This window comes from Paenibacillus suaedae, from assembly GCF_032337355.1.
GTDB lineage: Bacteria > Bacillota > Bacilli > Paenibacillales > Paenibacillaceae > Paenibacillus_B > Paenibacillus_B suaedae.
The window spans coordinates 127,402-144,420 of record NZ_JAVYAA010000004.1 but is presented as its reverse complement, the minus strand read 5'-3'; the positions used below and the strand labels follow the sequence as shown (position 1 = coordinate 144,420).

At 48.3% G+C, this 17,019-nt stretch carries 13 protein-coding genes and 1 riboswitch; of the genes, 4 read left to right on the top strand and 9 right to left on the bottom strand.

All coding sequences use genetic code 11. The features are described 5' to 3' along the window. The first annotated feature begins 239 nt into the window (after positions 1-239). Entirely contained in the window at positions 240-4,802 is a 4,563-nt protein-coding gene (locus RQP50_RS17680) for a S8 family serine peptidase (protein ID WP_315746234.1), read from the top strand. A 164-nt stretch (positions 4,803-4,966) separates the two neighbouring features. Here the strand turns inward: RQP50_RS17680 and RQP50_RS17675 are convergent, their stop codons facing one another. The 8 genes from RQP50_RS17675 to RQP50_RS17640 all read right to left on the bottom strand — a co-directional run bounded on the left by RQP50_RS17675 (position 4,967) and on the right by RQP50_RS17640 (position 13,375). Next, positions 4,967-6,412 carry a sensor histidine kinase gene (locus RQP50_RS17675; protein WP_394358408.1) on the bottom strand — a complete coding sequence of 482 codons (1,446 nt, stop codon included), beginning with the start codon at positions 6,410-6,412 and terminating at the stop codon, positions 4,967-4,969. 38 nt (positions 6,413-6,450) lie between these two features. Continuing rightward, positions 6,451-7,134: a response regulator transcription factor gene (locus tag RQP50_RS17670; protein WP_072730249.1), complete on the bottom strand. Its 684-nt coding sequence runs from the start codon at positions 7,132-7,134 to the stop codon at positions 6,451-6,453. Between the two features lie 152 nt (positions 7,135-7,286). Then, positions 7,287-8,198 (bottom strand): NAD-dependent epimerase/dehydratase family protein, encoded by a 912-nt coding sequence (locus RQP50_RS17665; protein WP_315746232.1) that lies wholly within the window; start codon positions 8,196-8,198, stop codon positions 7,287-7,289. Positions 8,199-8,201: 3 nt separating this feature from the next. Then, positions 8,202-9,431 carry a class I SAM-dependent methyltransferase gene (locus RQP50_RS17660; protein ID WP_315746231.1) on the bottom strand — a complete coding sequence of 410 codons (1,230 nt, stop codon included), beginning with the start codon at positions 9,429-9,431 and terminating at the stop codon, positions 8,202-8,204. After that, the gene (gene rfbG, locus RQP50_RS17655; protein ID WP_315746229.1) at positions 9,428-10,516 is read right to left on the bottom strand and encodes a CDP-glucose 4,6-dehydratase; all 1,089 of its coding nucleotides are present in this window, start codon (positions 10,514-10,516) and stop codon (positions 9,428-9,430) included. The genes RQP50_RS17660 and rfbG overlap by 4 nt, the downstream gene beginning before the upstream one ends. Next, positions 10,513-11,286 carry a glucose-1-phosphate cytidylyltransferase gene (gene rfbF, locus RQP50_RS17650; protein WP_315746228.1) on the bottom strand — a complete coding sequence of 258 codons (774 nt, stop codon included), beginning with the start codon at positions 11,284-11,286 and terminating at the stop codon, positions 10,513-10,515. The genes rfbG and rfbF overlap by 4 nt, the downstream gene beginning before the upstream one ends. Positions 11,287-11,291: 5 nt before the next feature. Beyond that, positions 11,292-12,050: a glycosyltransferase family 2 protein gene (locus RQP50_RS17645; RefSeq protein ID WP_315746227.1), complete on the bottom strand. Its 759-nt coding sequence runs from the start codon at positions 12,048-12,050 to the stop codon at positions 11,292-11,294. A gap of 212 nt (positions 12,051-12,262) precedes the next feature. Beyond that, positions 12,263-13,375, bottom strand: coding sequence for an SGNH/GDSL hydrolase family protein (locus RQP50_RS17640; RefSeq protein WP_072730254.1), 1,113 nt, complete (start codon positions 13,373-13,375; stop codon positions 12,263-12,265). 163 nt (positions 13,376-13,538) lie between these two features. Here RQP50_RS17640 and RQP50_RS17635 point away from each other — a divergent pair, with 163 nt between their 5' ends. The 3 genes from RQP50_RS17635 to RQP50_RS17625 all read left to right on the top strand — a co-directional run bounded on the left by RQP50_RS17635 (position 13,539) and on the right by RQP50_RS17625 (position 15,640). Further along, the gene (locus RQP50_RS17635; protein ID WP_028533490.1) at positions 13,539-13,826 is read left to right on the top strand and encodes an alpha/beta-type small acid-soluble spore protein; all 288 of its coding nucleotides are present in this window, start codon (positions 13,539-13,541) and stop codon (positions 13,824-13,826) included. A gap of 75 nt (positions 13,827-13,901) precedes the next feature. Continuing rightward, a complete protein-coding gene (locus RQP50_RS17630) occupies positions 13,902-14,819 on the top strand; it encodes an NAD(P)/FAD-dependent oxidoreductase (RefSeq protein ID WP_315746225.1) in 918 nt (305 codons plus the stop codon). A 107-nt stretch (positions 14,820-14,926) separates the two neighbouring features. Then, entirely contained in the window at positions 14,927-15,640 is a 714-nt protein-coding gene (locus RQP50_RS17625; RefSeq protein WP_315746431.1) for a class D sortase, read from the top strand. A 73-nt stretch (positions 15,641-15,713) separates the two neighbouring features. Here the strand turns inward: RQP50_RS17625 and RQP50_RS17620 are convergent, their stop codons facing one another. Further along, positions 15,714-16,772: a CAP domain-containing protein gene (locus RQP50_RS17620; RefSeq protein ID WP_315746224.1), complete on the bottom strand. Its 1,059-nt coding sequence runs from the start codon at positions 16,770-16,772 to the stop codon at positions 15,714-15,716. Positions 16,773-16,900: 128 nt separating this feature from the next. Then, positions 16,901-16,991, bottom strand: a riboswitch (cyclic di-GMP riboswitch). Positions 16,992-17,019: the final 28 nt, after the last annotated feature.

The window sequence follows — 17,019 nt, the reverse complement described above, 5'->3', positions numbered from 1 at the left end:
AAATTACCACAATTCTCTGCCCAATAACAAATTCTATAATACTATTTTTCTATATTGAACCTCTTTTAATAGGCCAAAATACCCATTTTTAAACTATGAATCGTGAGGTAAAATAGTCACTAACCTTAGTGGAAACATATGGGTCATATTACTTTTATAAGGGGGTCTGAATTCAGATCGTTTGCATCATTGATAGAGCGCAGGCACAGCACTAACCATTTCAAAAGGGAGGTTGCAGCTTGAAATTACATACGATACGTCGAAAATTAGCGGGAATCCTTAGCATCGCCATGGTAGCCGCCATGCTATTCCCAGCCTCATCACACACTTATGCGCAAGAAATTACTTCGAAAGAACAGGTTACACCAAAGGTCAATTCCAACCTGTCTCCACAGCTCCAACTTCCTGGCCAACCCGAATCACCAACCAAAACAGGCAACAACTTTGTTCCTCAGTCCGACAGCAATAAGCCGATAACCGTCATCGTCGAATTAAACACAGAACCCGTAGCCTTATCCCAAGCGGAGCAAGGGCAAAGCTCTGCTCCTTCTGCTGACGATCAAGAAAAGAAAATTAAACTCGAGCAAAACACCTTTAAATTGCAAGCCCGGATAAACTCGAAAGCGGTAATCCGCCATGAGTATACGGCCGCACTCAATGGATATTCCGTGAGCATTCCAGCTAATGAAGTGGATCGCCTAGCGAAGCTTCCTAACGTGAAAGCCATCTATCCAAACTTGGAATATAATATACCTGTTGACGACGGGGGTGTATTCAAGCCACTTATGGATGTAAGCGCTCCCTACATTGGTACGAATGTATTATGGGACATTGGCGTCACGGGTGCTGGCATTAAGGTTGGGGTTATAGACACAGGTGTCGATTATAACCATCCTAGCTTAAAGGATGCCTTTAAGGGTGGTTGGGACTTCGTTGATAACGACAGTGATCCGATGGAAACCCGCCCTGATCTTTCGAAGCTGCCTAGAAACGGAAAACCATACCATACATCACATGGAACTCATGTAGCCGGCACGATTGTGGGCCGTGGCGACCCTAACAACCCGAACGGAAAGACGGGATGGGTCAGAGGCATCGCTCCTGGCGCTGACTTATATGCATACCGGGTACTGGGACCATACGGCAGTGGATATACAGAGAATATTATTGCTGGTATTGATAAAGCAATTAAAGATAAGATGGACGTCATCAACCTGTCGCTAGGCGGAACATTCAACAACGCTTATACGGCTGATTCAGTGGCCGTCAACAATGCAGTACGCGCTGGTGTAACCGTAGTAATGGCAGCAGGCAACGAAGGTCCTAATTCTGGAACGCTTGGCTCGCCTGGCGGAGCTCACCTTCCAATATCCGTAGGAGCTTCTACACCTCCAATGATTACACCTTTCTTCCAGGCTCCAGGCATTCAACAATTGCTGTACGCCAAACTGTCTACGCATGCACCAGAAATCACTGATAAGAACACATCATTCGAGGCGGTATATGCCAACCTCGGCAAGCCTGAGGACTACAAATATATCAAAGCATCCGGCAAGCTTGTGCTCGTCTCGCGCGGCGATATTAGTTTCCGGGACAAAGCAATAAATGCAGCGAAGGCTGGAGCTGCAGCGCTTATCATTTTCAACAACGAACCTGGGGAGCTGGGAGCAACTCTTGAATTACCAGATCAATACGTTCCTACCTACACCCTCTCACAAGCTGCGGGTCAAGCACTAAAGAGAAACATTGATAAAGGGATAACCACGGTTACCTTTGATACCGTACCAGAGGAGGATCTATTAGCGGACTTCAGCTCCCGCGGGCCTCTTCTTCCGGACTATATGATTAAACCAGACATCACTGCTCCAGGTGTTGCGATACGTTCTTCCGTACCAGCGTGGGATGGAGACTATGCGTCGAAAGGCTATGAAGCTAATAATGGTACAAGTATGGCCGCCCCACACATCGCTGGCGCCGCTGCCCTGCTGCTGGAGAAGTATCATCACAAGATAGAAACAGACGAACTGAAAGCTCTCTTGATGAATAATTCTAAAACCATAGAAGATCGCGATCATAGATTATACTCCGTAACCGAACAGGGCGCTGGACGAGTGGATCTCAATCAAGTTATTCAAGCTACAGCCATTGCTCTCGTTGAAGCAACAACCAAGGCAACAAGCGATGGCCAAAGTATCCCGTATGAGACAGGGAGTGTATCTTTTGGATTGGTTCCAGCAGGCACCCACTCCAAAGAAATTGTCGTTAAGGATATTGCAAATACGGATCAAACCTATACAATCAGCAGCTCCTGGAGCGGAACAAGCAAAGGTATCAACCTGCAGTTCACCTCGAATACGGTAACTGTACCTGCAAATGGTTCAGGAAGCCTACGGGTTAAGGTAACGGTTCCAGAAAATACTACCGGCAGCTATGAAGGCAGCATCACCTTAACTGAGCAAACAACCCATCACCAGCTGCACCTTCCTGTCAGCCTGTTTGTTGGGGATAACTATGGAATTGCACCAATTACAAACCTTACTGCGGATCCTATGTACTTCTCACCAGGCGGCAAATTTTCTCCTGCTCAGACAGCAGATGCTTATTTCGATGTAACAACAGATCTGGCTGATTTCAAGATTTCAGTAACAGACGCGGTATATGGAACATACATGGGCGATTTTTATGACAGCCAAGGCAAACTTCACAAGCCGGGTGTCTATGGATATCGGAATTGGAATGGAACGGTATGGAAAGGCGGGAAAGCTGTCTCCTTGCCGGATGGGCGGTACGAGTTCACTCCATCTATCAACGATAAGAAGCTTGAAGACCAGAAATCATTTTTCGTTATTGATCGCGAAGCACCGGAATTTACTCTGGATGATCCCCCTCTTATCAGGAACCAAGAGAATCCAGGCACGGGATTTATCCGAGGGGAAATTACGAAGGACTTATTCAAAGATTTATTCCCTGACAAGATTAATGAATATATTACCACAGTTGCATTTGATCGATTGGACAAGCAGCATATCGGCAAGATGAACAGTGATGGAACATTTGCAATTGAGGTTCCGTTGAATCCAGGCAGCAATGAATTCATTCTAATGATATATGACGCTGCAAAAAATGGTTTTGGGTATATTGCTGAGCGTATCGTGTTCGACAATAAAGATATCGTCTATGCGGGAAGCAGCAGCTCTAAAGTGCCGACTAGAAATCCATTTGACGTCAAGATCAATTATTCCGTTACAGAAGCTGTATACTCTGCTTCATTCAGTCTTACTTATGACAGCCAGGTAACGTTGTTGGGTGTGGAACCAAGCGTTACGATGGCTACTTATCAAGATAAGCACTATCCAGGTACGCCTCTGATCATTAAAGAGGATAGAGTTGAAGAACCTGGAGGCAAGATCAGATTGAATTACAGCGTCAGCCTAAGTGGGGGGGCGTCTGAGAAAGAGGGCGATATTGCAACGCTCGTCTTCTCTGGCAATCAAGAAGGAACTTATGGGTTTAACCTTGAAAATGTGCTGCTGTATAATGAGAACAACGAATTAATTCCAATAGACAAGGTCTTATCTTCTAAGATAGAAATCGCCAATCCATCCGAGCCGAATCCAGGGCCAGGGCCGGATCCAGGACCAGATCCAAGTCCAGGGCCAGCTCCGACTCCAGGGCCAACGCCGCCAGTTTCATCTTCTTTATCAGGGGGTTCTGCATCTTCAACTGCGCCTGTTCAGGTTCCATCAGGCAAGCAACTGAAGGCGGGATCACTGACGGAGACGAAGAAGGATGGAGTTGCAAACGCGGTGTTCGCGATAAATGCAGATGCCGTGAAAAAGCTGCTGCAGGACAAGGACGCCAAGCAGGTTCAACTCGATATTAGCGATGTTCGCATGAAGGAATACGGTGAAGTTGCGTTCACGCTGGACAAGTCGACTGCGATGCAACTGCAGGATTCAGGCAAGGACTTGCTCCTGTCAGGAACTGAATTTGATATTATCATCCCGAATAAATCGGCAGCTGATCTTATCGGCTCGAACGGAATTGAGCTTGTGCTTTCCCTGTCTGACCACAAGGATAAAGGGTTCGCAAAAGAGCGTGGCGAAGCTACCTACACCTCTCCAAAGCTCACCATCCGCGGCCCTAAAGATGCGAAGAGTGTGACGCTTGGGATTACACTCAAGCTGACAGATGCCGCGAAGGATACTCGCAGGGCAGGTGTCTATGCACTCGCGCAAGATACGGCTAACACTTGGAAATACACATTGGCAGGAACACAAGCGGCCGACAAAAAATCGGTCACGTTCGAAGCAACTCAATACGGTACCTATACCATCGCAGAGCATGTAAGACCATTTAGCGATATTGCTGCACATTGGGCGAAGGATGAAATCGAAGTAATCGCCGCCCATGACCTGCTGCATGGTAAAGACAGCTTAGACACGTTCAAACCGAACGATGTCATTACTCAGGCTGAATTTGTCTCCTTGCTTGATCGCTTGACGAACAACGGCAAGACATGGGAGCAGCGAATTGCTGAGCCTGGGGCACGGAATCCAATCACACGCGAGAAGCTGGTCGTCTTGCTAGCGCAAGCACTGCAGACCGATCTCTCCCAAGCGAATGCATCACTTGGGTTCAAGGATGAGGCTCGTATTTCACAAGATGCGAAGGCTGCCGTTGCATATGCAGTCAGCAAAGGGCTCATCAAAGGTTCTGATGACAATACGTTCAATCCAACTGGAACTTCCACTCGTGCACAAGCAGCCATCATTTTGTATCGTGTACTGAATCAGAAGTAAGCTTAGCGGCCTATGTACAAGAAGCAGAATTCCTACGCACTTCGCGGAGGATTCTGCTTCTTTTTTTCATAGAATTAATCATTATCAGTCCATCCTACCGCTACTGAAGCTCAATAAGCAGGGCAAGTTAGATAATCAACCAATAAGCCCCGTCCAATATCCATTTACCGAGGCAGCCATATCCGAAATGTACTGCCTTCGCCTATTCGGCTAACAACGTCTATCGTTCCGCCATGTGCTTCAACAATTGATTTCGTAATAGCCAGACCTAGTCCGGAACCTCCACTTTTACGATTCCGCGAAGTTTCGCTGCGATAGAATCGATCGAACAGATAAGGAAGATGCTCAGGAGCAATACCCAACCCATTGTCAGAGACGGATAGCTGAACTCCATTCTCATTTTTTATACCCTCGACGTGAATGTGCCCTAGTTCTTCATCCGTATGTTGAACCGCATTATGCACCAGATTGAGCACAACCTGCTTCATCTTATCGGGATCTTGCTTGCATAACAGCTGAGGCTCTAGCGTAATCGCCACCGTTCTCTTCCCTGCCAGCATTACAAGCTGCGGTTCCATGCTGCGAATGACTCCATCGAGAGATCCTTCAACCAGTTCAATGGAAGGCACCCCATCTCGATCCAGCTTCGCTAGTAGAAGCAAATCATGAATCAGCTTACTTAGTCGCTCCGACTCACTATGCATGCTTGTTAATGCCTTATGCAGCTGTTCGGGATGCTGGGCCGCCCCACGAAGCAGAACCTCTAGAAATCCATGGATCGAAGTCAACGGTGTACGAAGCTCATGGGATGCATCGGCAACGAAGCGTCGCATCTGCTCCTTCATCTCCCGTTCCGCGTCGAAGGAAGTCTCTAGCCTCTCCAGCATGCTATTGAAGGAATCGGCTAGACGATCCACCTCAGATTGTCCCTGCGCGGTGGAGAAGCGCCTATCCAGATTGCCTGCATCAATTTGTTCAGCTGTATTCACCATTGCAGACAGCGGTCGCAGCGTCCTTCGGATGACTGGAAGCAGCACAATTACCCCTAGTAACATCGCTATAGCCGCTATCATGAGAAAAGTAAGCGTCTGCCCCATGAGCAAGTCGTTAAGCGGAGCCGTTGGCGCACTAATCTGTACCGTCCCTATTTCCCTGCCAGGAGCTGATAAGACGGGATGCAGTACAACCAACTGTTCTTTTCCGTTCGAATCATTTGCAATGTGGTAGGATGGATTGCCCAGAGGAGCCCTTCTTGCCTTCTCATACTCCTCAGCATTCAATTGTACGGTGGCAAGTTCACCTTGCCCATTCGGCAGTGAATGATAGCCTCCTGCTTGATCAATGAAGGCCACATGGGTATCCGACATAAGCAGCATCGGCATTGAGGGTTCGGGTACACGCTGTCCCGACTGTTCAAGCTGACGATGATACTGTCCCACCCGCTTCCAGACGAATCCAGGAATGCTCATTGCATGACTTTGAAGACTCGCTGCTTTATTCTGATACACAACCTCGCGCATAAATATATACTGCAGCATGCCGACGATCACCAGCAAGATAGCAATGACAAGCAAAGAACGATACAGCAATTGGGTACGTAGTGAATACAAGTTTATGATCCTCTCTAGACCGGAACGCCATCGATTCCTCATGGGATATCTACCCGATAACCAGCTCCACGCAACGTTCGAATTAACTGATGTTCCTTGTCGTTCAACTTTTCCCGCAAAGATCGGATATACACCTCGACAATATTGTCCTCTCCCCCAAAGTCATAACCCCATACCCGATCCAAGATGACAGACTTGCTCAATACCACGCCACGATTCAGCACGAGGAACTTGAGCAGATCATACTCCGTTGGCGAGAGCGCCAGCACTCTGCCGCTATACTTCATTTCCTTGCGCTTGTCATCGATCACGAATGGCCCTACCTGCACACCCCCGAACATCGTCGGGAACTGATTGCGAATCCGTGCTTGAATTCGTGCCAATAGCTCAGCGAAGCTGAATGGCTTGACCATGTAATCGTCTGCCCCCAGATTCAAGCCCTTCACACGGTCATCCACCTCATCCTTCGCCGTAAGCATAATAATCGCCACATCTTCTGACTTCTTCAGCATACGGCACACCTCATACCCGTCCATCCCCGGCATCATCACGTCCAATATAACGACATGAGGCTGGAACTCAGTAAATCGGGCTACAGCAGTCACGCCATCCTGTGCAGCCTGCACATCGAACCCCTCATTTACCAAGCCCAGCTCAAGAAATTGTAAAATATTCGGTTCATCATCTACGATGAGAATTCGAATCCCTCTGCTCCGATACATCCACGCCTCTCCCTCACTGCTGCGATATATTCCCTGTTCCTTCTATTATCCTATTATTAGCTGAAATGCAGCTGAGCGTTCGCTTAAAATTTATTGAGGCTGCGCGAATGCATGGAGTCCATTCACTACTACGATAGATCGATCAAGTGAATTTAGCGAATATCCTTCTGGATGTTCCTATACCATTCGATCGTTTCGTCTATTCCTGCCGACAAACTATACTGAGGCTGCCATTGCAATTCCTGCTTCAAACGCCCAGCATGAGCGCCAACATACAAGGGTTCATCTACGGGATCAGGGAGTGCCCCGAATCGAAGCAAACGTTCACGCCCCAACTTCTTGGCAATCATCAGGGCGATCTGCTTCACCTGAACCGGCTTCCCTGAACCGATATTCAATGCGCCCTCCACCTTGCTGAAGAGAAAAGACACCAGCGCATCCGCCACATCCTTAACAAACAGAAAGTCTCGATACTGCTTGCCTAGTGAGCAAGCCGCCTCTCGTCCATCCAGCAGTGAACGAATGATGGAAGATACGAGACGGTTCCCTTGCTCATAAGGGCCATATAAATGAAAAATACGTGCCCAGCCGCTGCTTATCCCCCGTTGTTCCGTATAAGACCCCAGCCAAGCACGCAGCGAATTTTTGCATACCGCATATAAAGTCTTCTTTGATAATGAAGAATTGACCTCTGACAATAATCCCGGCGTCCATTCATATTCGGCACAAGAGCCAGCAACGATCAATCTTTGTCCGCCACATTGAATGAAATGATCAATAAGCTTCTTGCTGGATTGCATCCAGTTATAGTTGCTCAGAGAAGTATAACATTGCGGCGGAATGGCATCCCAGGCAAGGTGCATAAGGTGTGTTGGTCTTACCTGTTCGATAAGGGCCTTCACTTCTTCCTCATCCCATAAATCTATCTGATGCCACGTACAGAAGAGATCCGCTCTATGCGCTCTCCGATATATAGCATGAACGTCATACCCTTTCTGGAGCAGGATCTGAACGACGAAGCCGCCGATCCACCCACTGCCGCCCGTAACCAGTATTTTATCCATCCTTTACACCACTTCAATCACTGGAACAAGGATGACAAACTTCCCGCCCCATTCTCGGATATAAGCGCACTGCTCCATAATCTCTTCTTTCAAATTCCAAGGCAGTATAAGTACATAATCTGGACGTACTCGCTTCAGCTCCTCGGGACTGCGAATAGGAATTCGCGAACCAGGCAAATATAGCCCCTGCTTATATGGATTCTGATCCACCGTAAATGGAAGCCATGCCGTATGGAACCCGCAATAATTAAGCAGTGTATTGCCCTTCGCCGGTGCCCCATAACCTGCTACCAGCTTGCCTTGATTGCGAGCTTCCATCATGAATCGGACAATATCCTCCCGCATCTGTTCTACCTGCTGGGCGAACGCGGTATATGCCCGCCAGTCATGCAGTCCGTTCTGCCTTTCCTGTTCCAGAACCTTCTGCACAGCTGCTGCGGCCAATCTGTCCTTGTCCTCATGCATGATATACAAGCGCAATGACCCCCCATGTGTAGAAAGTTCTTCTACATCTGTTACTTGGAGGCCATGCATGGAGAATAGCTGTTGAGCCGAGAACAAGGAGAAGTAAGAAAAGTGCTCATGATATATCGTATCGAACTGCTTATATCGAATAAGATTGAGTACATGCGGAAATTCAATCGTTATGGTGCCTTCCGGATGGAGCAGCCGTTTCAGACCAGCGACAAAATCCTGGACGTCCGGAACGTGAGCCAGCACATTGTTCGCTACGATTAGATTCCCGCTAATCCCCTCGTCCTTAACGAGATCTTCCGCCAGTCGTTGTCCGAAAAACTCTGCCTTCGTCGGGATTCCCTTATCCCTCGCAAGTTGAGCCACATTGCTTGCTGGTTCTATGCCCAGTGTTCGTATGCCCTGCTGATGGAAATACTGCAGTAAATAACCGTCATTGCTCGCAATCTCGATGACCTGTGAATCACCGTTCAGTTGAAATCTGCGAATCGCCATGTCTGTATATTGTTCTGCATGCTTCAGCCAACTTGTAGAATAGGAGCTTAAATATAAGTAATGCTTGAATATACTAGCCGGGCTCGCGAACTGATCAAGCTGTACGAGACAACAAGTATCACATACGTACGAATGGAGCGGATAATGGGGTTCGGCATTCCCCAATTCCTCTGGTGTTAGGAAGGCATTTGCAAGTGGAGATTGTCCTAAATCAATAAAGGTATGCACAAGCTGTGTACCGCATATCCGACAATGTGAGTTCATTCGCCTTCTCTTCCTCCTTCTCTGCGAACATAATCGACGATCTGCCGCTCTGATAGCAGTCTAGCATTCATTCCTGCACGATGCTGCTGATGCCAGGACATCGTCCATGCCACAGCCTCCCTGATAGACAACTTCGGATGCCAGTTTAATAGCTGTGCTGCCTTGTTGCTATCCAGAGATAGTCTGGGAGCTTCATAGCGAGTGGCTGCTTGTTCTAGCACCACTTGTATGTCTACCTGCCAGATCTCTGCTGCCATTTGAATGATATCTTGAACGGTTGTGTCTGGCTGTTCCAGCGGCCCGAAGTTCCATCCATCTGCGTATTGCGGATGGTCCCACAACTTCTCCGCGAGAAGCAGATAACCGTGCACGGGCTCCAACACATGCTGCCACGGTCGTACCGCGTTTGGGTTCCGAACAAGCAGTGGTTCAGAGGCGGAACAAGCTCTTATTACATCCGGCAGAAGGCGAGATTCTGTCCAATCCCCGCCGCCAATGACATTGCCTGCCCGAACGGAAGCCATTCTAGGCCCTTGTCCATCCTCGCTGCGAAAATAGGAATCCCGATAGCTTGCTGCAATGATCTCGGCACATGCCTTGCTTGCACTATAAGGATCATGACCGCCTAGCGGATCCTCTTCGCGAAATGAAAGCGTCGTTTCCCCAGTATTGCGATAGCACTTGTCGCTCGTTACATTGATAACAGCACGAACGCTAGCTGTATGACGAACCGCCTCCAGCAGATACACCGTTCCCATTGCATTCGTGTGAAAGGTGCTTACCGGATGTTCATAGGACGCTTGTACGAGCGGCTGTGCAGCCAAATGGAACACAATCTCCGGCTCGTGCTCCGACATCACCTTCAGCAGAGCTGAATAATCATTCACATCTTTGATAACGGAGTGCCTACACACTGCTTGAATATCGGCAGCATCATACAGATTCGGCTTCGTACTCGGTGATAAGGCATATCCGACAACCTCCGCACCCAACATGGACAGCCATATCGTCAACCAGGATCCCTTGAAGCCTGTATGTCCCGTAACAAGAACCTTCTTTCCCTGCCAAAAAGTTTCATTGATCATGCCTGCCACACCTTCCATGGCGCTTGTCCCCGTTCCCACAAGTCCACCAATTTCTTCTTATCCCGCATTGTGTCCATCGGGTGCCAGAAGCCATGATGCTCATAAGCCATAAGCTGCCCCTGACGTGCTAGTTCAGTTAATACATCCGTCTCCCATACGGAAGCATCGTCAAGAATATATGGGAACACGTCAGGCTCCAATACAAAGAAGCCTCCATTTATCCAGCCGCCATCCCCTGCAGGCTTCTCTGTAAAGTCGATGACCTGCTGCTGCGCCAAGGCAAGCGAACCGAATCTTCCTGGGGGTTGAACTGCCGTTACTGTCCCATATTTCCCATGGGATTGATGATACGCAATCAATTCAGCAATATTTACATTACTAACTCCATCTCCATAGGTGAGGCAAAAGGTAGAGTCGCCAACATACGCTTGAACTCGCTTAATCCGTCCTCCCGTTTCAGTCCCCTCACCAGTATCGATAAGTGTAACCTTCCACGGAACAGCATTGTCCCCATGATAGTCAACAGTGTTACTACCCATATCTAACGTAAAATCCGTATGCCGCATATAGTAATGGATGAAATACTCCTTAATGGCGTGCCCCTTGTACCCCAGACAAATGATAAACTCACGAATTCCATAATGGCTGTACAGCTTCATAATGTGCCACAGTATCGGCTGGGGGCCAATCTCGATCATCGGCTTCGGCTTGACCTGCGTCTCCTCACCGATTCTCGTTCCGTATCCACCTGCAAGTATGACTGCCTTCATACAGCTCACCTCCATAGACGCTGATAATCAGGATGGCGACTTAAATCGGTCGTTTGGTTCACATAACTGTTATATCTCCGCTCTAATTCTTCGCGGGTAACGAGATGCTGAAGCCCCATGCTTCGATAAATGCTGCCTTCCGAAAGGGTTGGTCCAATTTGTAACTTTCGAAGCCGTGTTTCCTCTGTCCATGGGCTATAGAAAAACTTGATAACAATGGCTGGATACGGATTATCATTGAAGGGGTAATCGATAAACGGATGGGAAGAGAAGTGTCTTCCTGGAGCATAATTACCCCGAGGGTACTTATGAATGAATCGGCCGGTATCAGGCAAAATAAAACCATGATGGCGCTGCTCTACTAAAGGCTTGGCTGGATCCGGCTCATCATATCCGTAGTTAGGGTCATCAATTAGCATAATCGTACGAAGAGAGTACATACTGCTGCCCATCTCATCCAGCGAAGAAAAGAACTTATTCTTATCAGGGAAACATAAAAATTCCGTTGTATTCAACGCCATTTTCCAGCCCATGCACTCTTCCTCGATTTCCATAACCTCTATATCAACCTGTTCTGCGTCAAATGTAGGGACTTTGGAATCTCGAACCTCCCAATGGGGAACTAATTGTCGGCAAATTTCAACAGAGCGATCCGTCGACCCTCGATTGATGAGAACTCCATGATCAAAAAGTGAAGCATGATGCTTCAGCCACCACGGCAGTAAATATTCCTCATTGTAGAAGTGAGAGATTACAGTTCTCATGTTTTCCATACCTCCTTTTCCTATTACTATATGAATCTCAAATAATAGAAGCCTCTCATAATCGTTCCTATATACATACCTTTTTTCATCGCCATTGTCCGGTTCTGCTTCTTCCATCAACGCCTAATACGATAAAAAAGGCGGCCCTTGGTTGGGCCACCTCTCAATCATTCCGTATGCAACTAGCTCCCTGCTTATTGTGTAAGGCTATATTAAGAATTGCTTGCCAGTATTTCTCGCAGTACTGGCTCCAGTCCATCAGCCATCTGCACAAACCCTAGATCGGTAGGATGAGTGCCGTCCACGAAGCATTCAAGAGCATGCTGTGGAAGAAGCTGTTCACCATCACAGAAGTAGATATGACGATCCCCTGCTTGCCGCAAGGATTCCACTAGCGTCATCTGCATGTGCTTGCGCACTTGATGCAGTCTGGAGTCCTCCTCATCGAAGCGTGTGAAGGAGAATGCAAGTCTCGATAATATAAGAATCGGAACTTCTGGATACACTTCACGATAAATCCGTACGAATCGCGGCAGTGTCTCCGCATATCGTTCTGGCGAGACGCTGTTCGCTTCGTAGTCCAGAATAAGACAAGCTGGATCGGATATAGATGCAATAATATGAGCTAGCTCGGCCTCTCCTTTTCCATGGCCAGAGAAGCCTAAGTTAATGAATTCACGATTGATTCTTCGACTAAGAATGTTCGTGTAACACATTCCAGGACGCATGGCACATGCCCCTTGGGTGATGGAGGTTCCGTAAACAATAACCTTGCCTGGATCCTCATAGGCAGGCGGGGACTCCACGATGGCATCCCTTTTCAACCCGACCATAATCTCCTCTACCCCTTGATACAGCGGGAAGTTCAGAACGACAAGCCTTTTCTGTGCTTCATCTCGGAAAAATAGGACAGACTCATACTCAGAATCTCTAGGATTCCATCCTGCCGTCGTACTTCGGTAGTGGAGATGTCCATCCGCTTCCACATAGCAATCGAAGCCGCACTGCCCCGTCGCCGACATATGATACATGTCGTGTGGGCCAGATAACTTCACCCGCAGGAACAGCTTCGAAGAGTCCGTCACGAAGCGGATCTGACCGCCTGCTGTATGATTCGCCAGCCATTCGACCCCCTCTGGAATCTTATGTTCGGGCGAGATGGGGAGTCGCCGATATCTTCCCTCCATAGACAGCCAGTGGAATCCAGCAATGGCAAACGGTGCTTCAAGCGGCGAATGCCAGACCACATCGGATGTGTTCGTCCTCTGCTGCTCCACAGTCAACTCTGCTTCCTTCACTTGTACATCTTGATATTCCGAATCCATTTGCAAGCTCCTCTCGAATGGTGTGCTTACCCAAACAGACACTTACTCACTGGATTATTTCTCCATAGTATATTCCTACTCCTCTTCATTTCTTACATAATTTCGATTGGGAGGGGGAATGTATGGAGAGTATCTATTTTGAAGACACAGGAGGAACACCATTATGTCCCGAAGAAGTCGTCGAAAGTTGCTTGTTACAGGTGCCGAGAACAGTGTCAATGCTTTTAAAGCCGAGGTCATGCGCCGCGAAGGATTTGCAGTAGATCCGAACCGGCCGAATGATGTCAAATATGAGGTAGCTAAGGAACTGGGCGTGCCGTTGCAAGAAGGGTACAATGGACAGTTGTCAACGGAAGATGCAGGTCGCGTTGGCGGACGAATCGGCGGCTCGATGGTGCGGGAGATGATTCGCCTTGCTCAGGAGAATTTAACGAAGCAGCAGGGGAAGTAAGATAAGATCTCTTTCTTGGCATGCCAGGCATTATTTCATGAAATAATCATTCAGAAACGGTAGGAGTGTCTGCTTATGTGCTATGAGAGCATTATTATTGGTGGCGGCATTGCCGGGCTGCAAGCTGCCATTCAGCTGGGGAGATACCGACACCGCGTGCTGGTGATCGATAGTGGTTATGGCAGATCGACGATATGCCGTTCCTACCATAATGTGCTCGGATGGCCTGAGGGAGTGTCCGGTACTCAGCTTCGTCTTTTGGGTAAACGGCAGGCCACATCGTTAGGCATACATCTGCTTGAAGATACCGTGACGAGTCTCGCACCTAATGGCGAGCATGGCTTCACCGTGACGACAACAGAGAACGGCCTCTTCACAGCAAGTACACTCCTGCTCGCCACTGGAATCATGGATCGGCTTCCATCCTTGCCCAATCTCATGCCCTGCCTAGGCCTTACGGTGTATGTATGCCCTGATTGCGATGGTTATGAAGTGAGCGGTAGGCGAACCATTGTGCTTGGTTCTGGCTCTACCGGAGCTGATATGGCACTAACGCTATTGTATTGGACCCGTGACATCGTCTATGTGAATCACGAGCAGAAGCCCTTGTCTGCTGATCAAATGCACCAATTGGATGCTCAGCAAATTGAAGTAATTGAAGCACAGATTGAAGAAGTAGTATGTAAGGGAGAAGGTATCTTCAGTGGCGTGAGACTTTCCGATGGAAGGATCATTGATGGAGAGCGTGGATTTGTTGCCTTCGGAGGCAATGAGGTGAAGTCCTCCCTCGCAGAGCAGCTTGGGATAGAGCGGCATGAAAATAAACACATTATGGTGGATCCACGTACGAAAATGACCAATGTTCCCAACGTATGGGCGGCAGGAGATGTGTGTGTGCATTCGGAACAGGTTACGATTGCGATGGCGGAAGGTTCACAAGCTGCCATTTGGATGCATAAAGCAATCCTTCAGCAGGCTTCCCCTAAGGAATGATCCTCACCACCTTAGGCTGCTGGCCTCGAATTCCGGCAACTGCTTGCTGCAATTGAGTTTTGCTGACTGCTATCGTATTCCCTAAGGAACCTCATCTCATCGTCTTGGTGGGTCATGGAAAATATATTGCAGCATGCGGTACAATAGAGGCACGAACATACCGCGTCAAGGGGGTGCCTCTTATTACGAAGAAGAATCAAATCATGTCCCGATTGCTCGGTGTCACGGCTCTGTTGTTTCTCCTTGCTGGGTTAGCTCTTATCCTATATCCGAAGTGGAACCAATACAACGAACAACAAAGGGAGCTTCGGCTCCTTACTGAGTGGGACAACTTGCCGCAAGACAGCATTCAAGTTACCTCCAAGACACAAACCGATTCAATCACACCAAAAAAACGGGAGCCTAAATCCATTGACGGCCTCCTTGTATATGGAGCAATATCTATCGACAAAATCGATCTGCGAGAGCCTATGGTAGAGGGAGCCACACCTGCTTCTCTCAAGGTTGGAAGTGGAATCGTTGTCCCCGGCCGAGTGCCGGGCGAGATCGGCAACTTTGTATTGGCGAGCCATCGCAGTCTGACATTCGGCAGACACTTCAACAGGCTCGATGAGTTGAAAAAAGGCGATAAAGTTCAATTGGAAACATCAGATCAGACCTACACGTATACCGTGCAATCAAAATCCGTCGTAACCCCAGAAGATCTGTCCGTTCTCGATCAGAATCCAACGGATCGGGAGCTGACACTTATCACCTGTGATCCAATCGACACAGCTACACACCGGCTTATTGTGAAGGCTGTCATGGAGAAGACTCCATAACGCCGTAACAATCAAAGACGCCTCCAACACCACTGTTTCTGTGGGATTGAAGGCGTCTTTTTACCACGGCCTGCTAGCTTCGTGGCGTATAGAAGTTTTCCGTGTAGTAGACTTTCGATTTACCTCCGAAAAATACGCCTACACCCATTCGCGAATAATCTCCTAATATGTTGGCACGATGCCCTTCCGAGTTCATCCAGTTCTCATGAACGAAGATAGCACTCGTCTGGCCAGCGGCAATATTCTCTCCTGCGGACTTATATACGATTCCGTCTGCCTTTATTCGATCGAACGGCGACTTGCCATCCGGATTATTATGATCGAAGAAGCTTCTTTCTCCCATATCACCGCTATGCTTGCGTGCTGTTCCTGCGATTTTATCGTTCCATTGCAGCGGCTTCTTGCCATTGCGTACGCGAACTGCGTTCGCTAGATCGAATATTTGCTGCTCGAAGCTTGTCCGCAATTGCTCGCTAGGCGTACCGAAGTAACCCTTGAACGACAACTCCACAGCTTCAGCAATGAATTGGACAGCTGTTACCGTGCCGCGCTGACTCACATCATAGAACACCGTCGCATAAGCATCGCCTACCTTGTGCATACTGTATGTTCCGCCGTTATCCTTGTAGTTATAGATGGTATTGCCTTTCTTAATTCGGCTGATGGAAGACCCGTAGGCTGCTGTAACTTCCTGCTTCGTCGAACCAAATCCAATGCTGCCATAATCAGCCTTAGCATTCGAGTATAGAGCTACAACTTTCTTGTTGAGCACACCGACCTGCACATACTGCTTATAATCCTTGTTATAGATGTACCACTCGAACCCGTACTCGCTTACGTCTTTGCGTGCTGGTTGGCCCAGCCGCTCGAAGAGCTGCTTCTCACTCATACCGAGCGAAATGCCCTGAACCTTGACTCCTGCCGCCTGTACATTCAACAATTCTGATGCAGCAGTCCCGCTTCCGCTAGTTTCATCCGCTGCATAGAGAGTTGTCCGTGGCATGAACATGCCGAACAGCAATGCAGCACTAAGCCCTATTGCAATTCTTCGCTTGCTGCCTACCAATGATTGTTTTTCTTCTACTTGCCAGTTTGCGTTGTTGTCAGTCGTTTCCGTACAACGTGTCCGCATCCTTACCATCTCCCATTCTTTGACGTTATCCGCTCGAATGAGATGAACACCAGGGGCGCTTCTTGTTATACAAAAAAAGCGCCACCCTAATGGCGGCGCACTTAAATAGACGCTCGTATTGTCGCAATTAGGGCAACCCGGCTGTCATCGCATTGTGTAAATGCATTAGACCCGTGGCTTTGCGTCCCCTGCTTTCGCGAGGGTTTGCCATTATCCAAATGTAACCGTTATATGTCTATGGTAACAT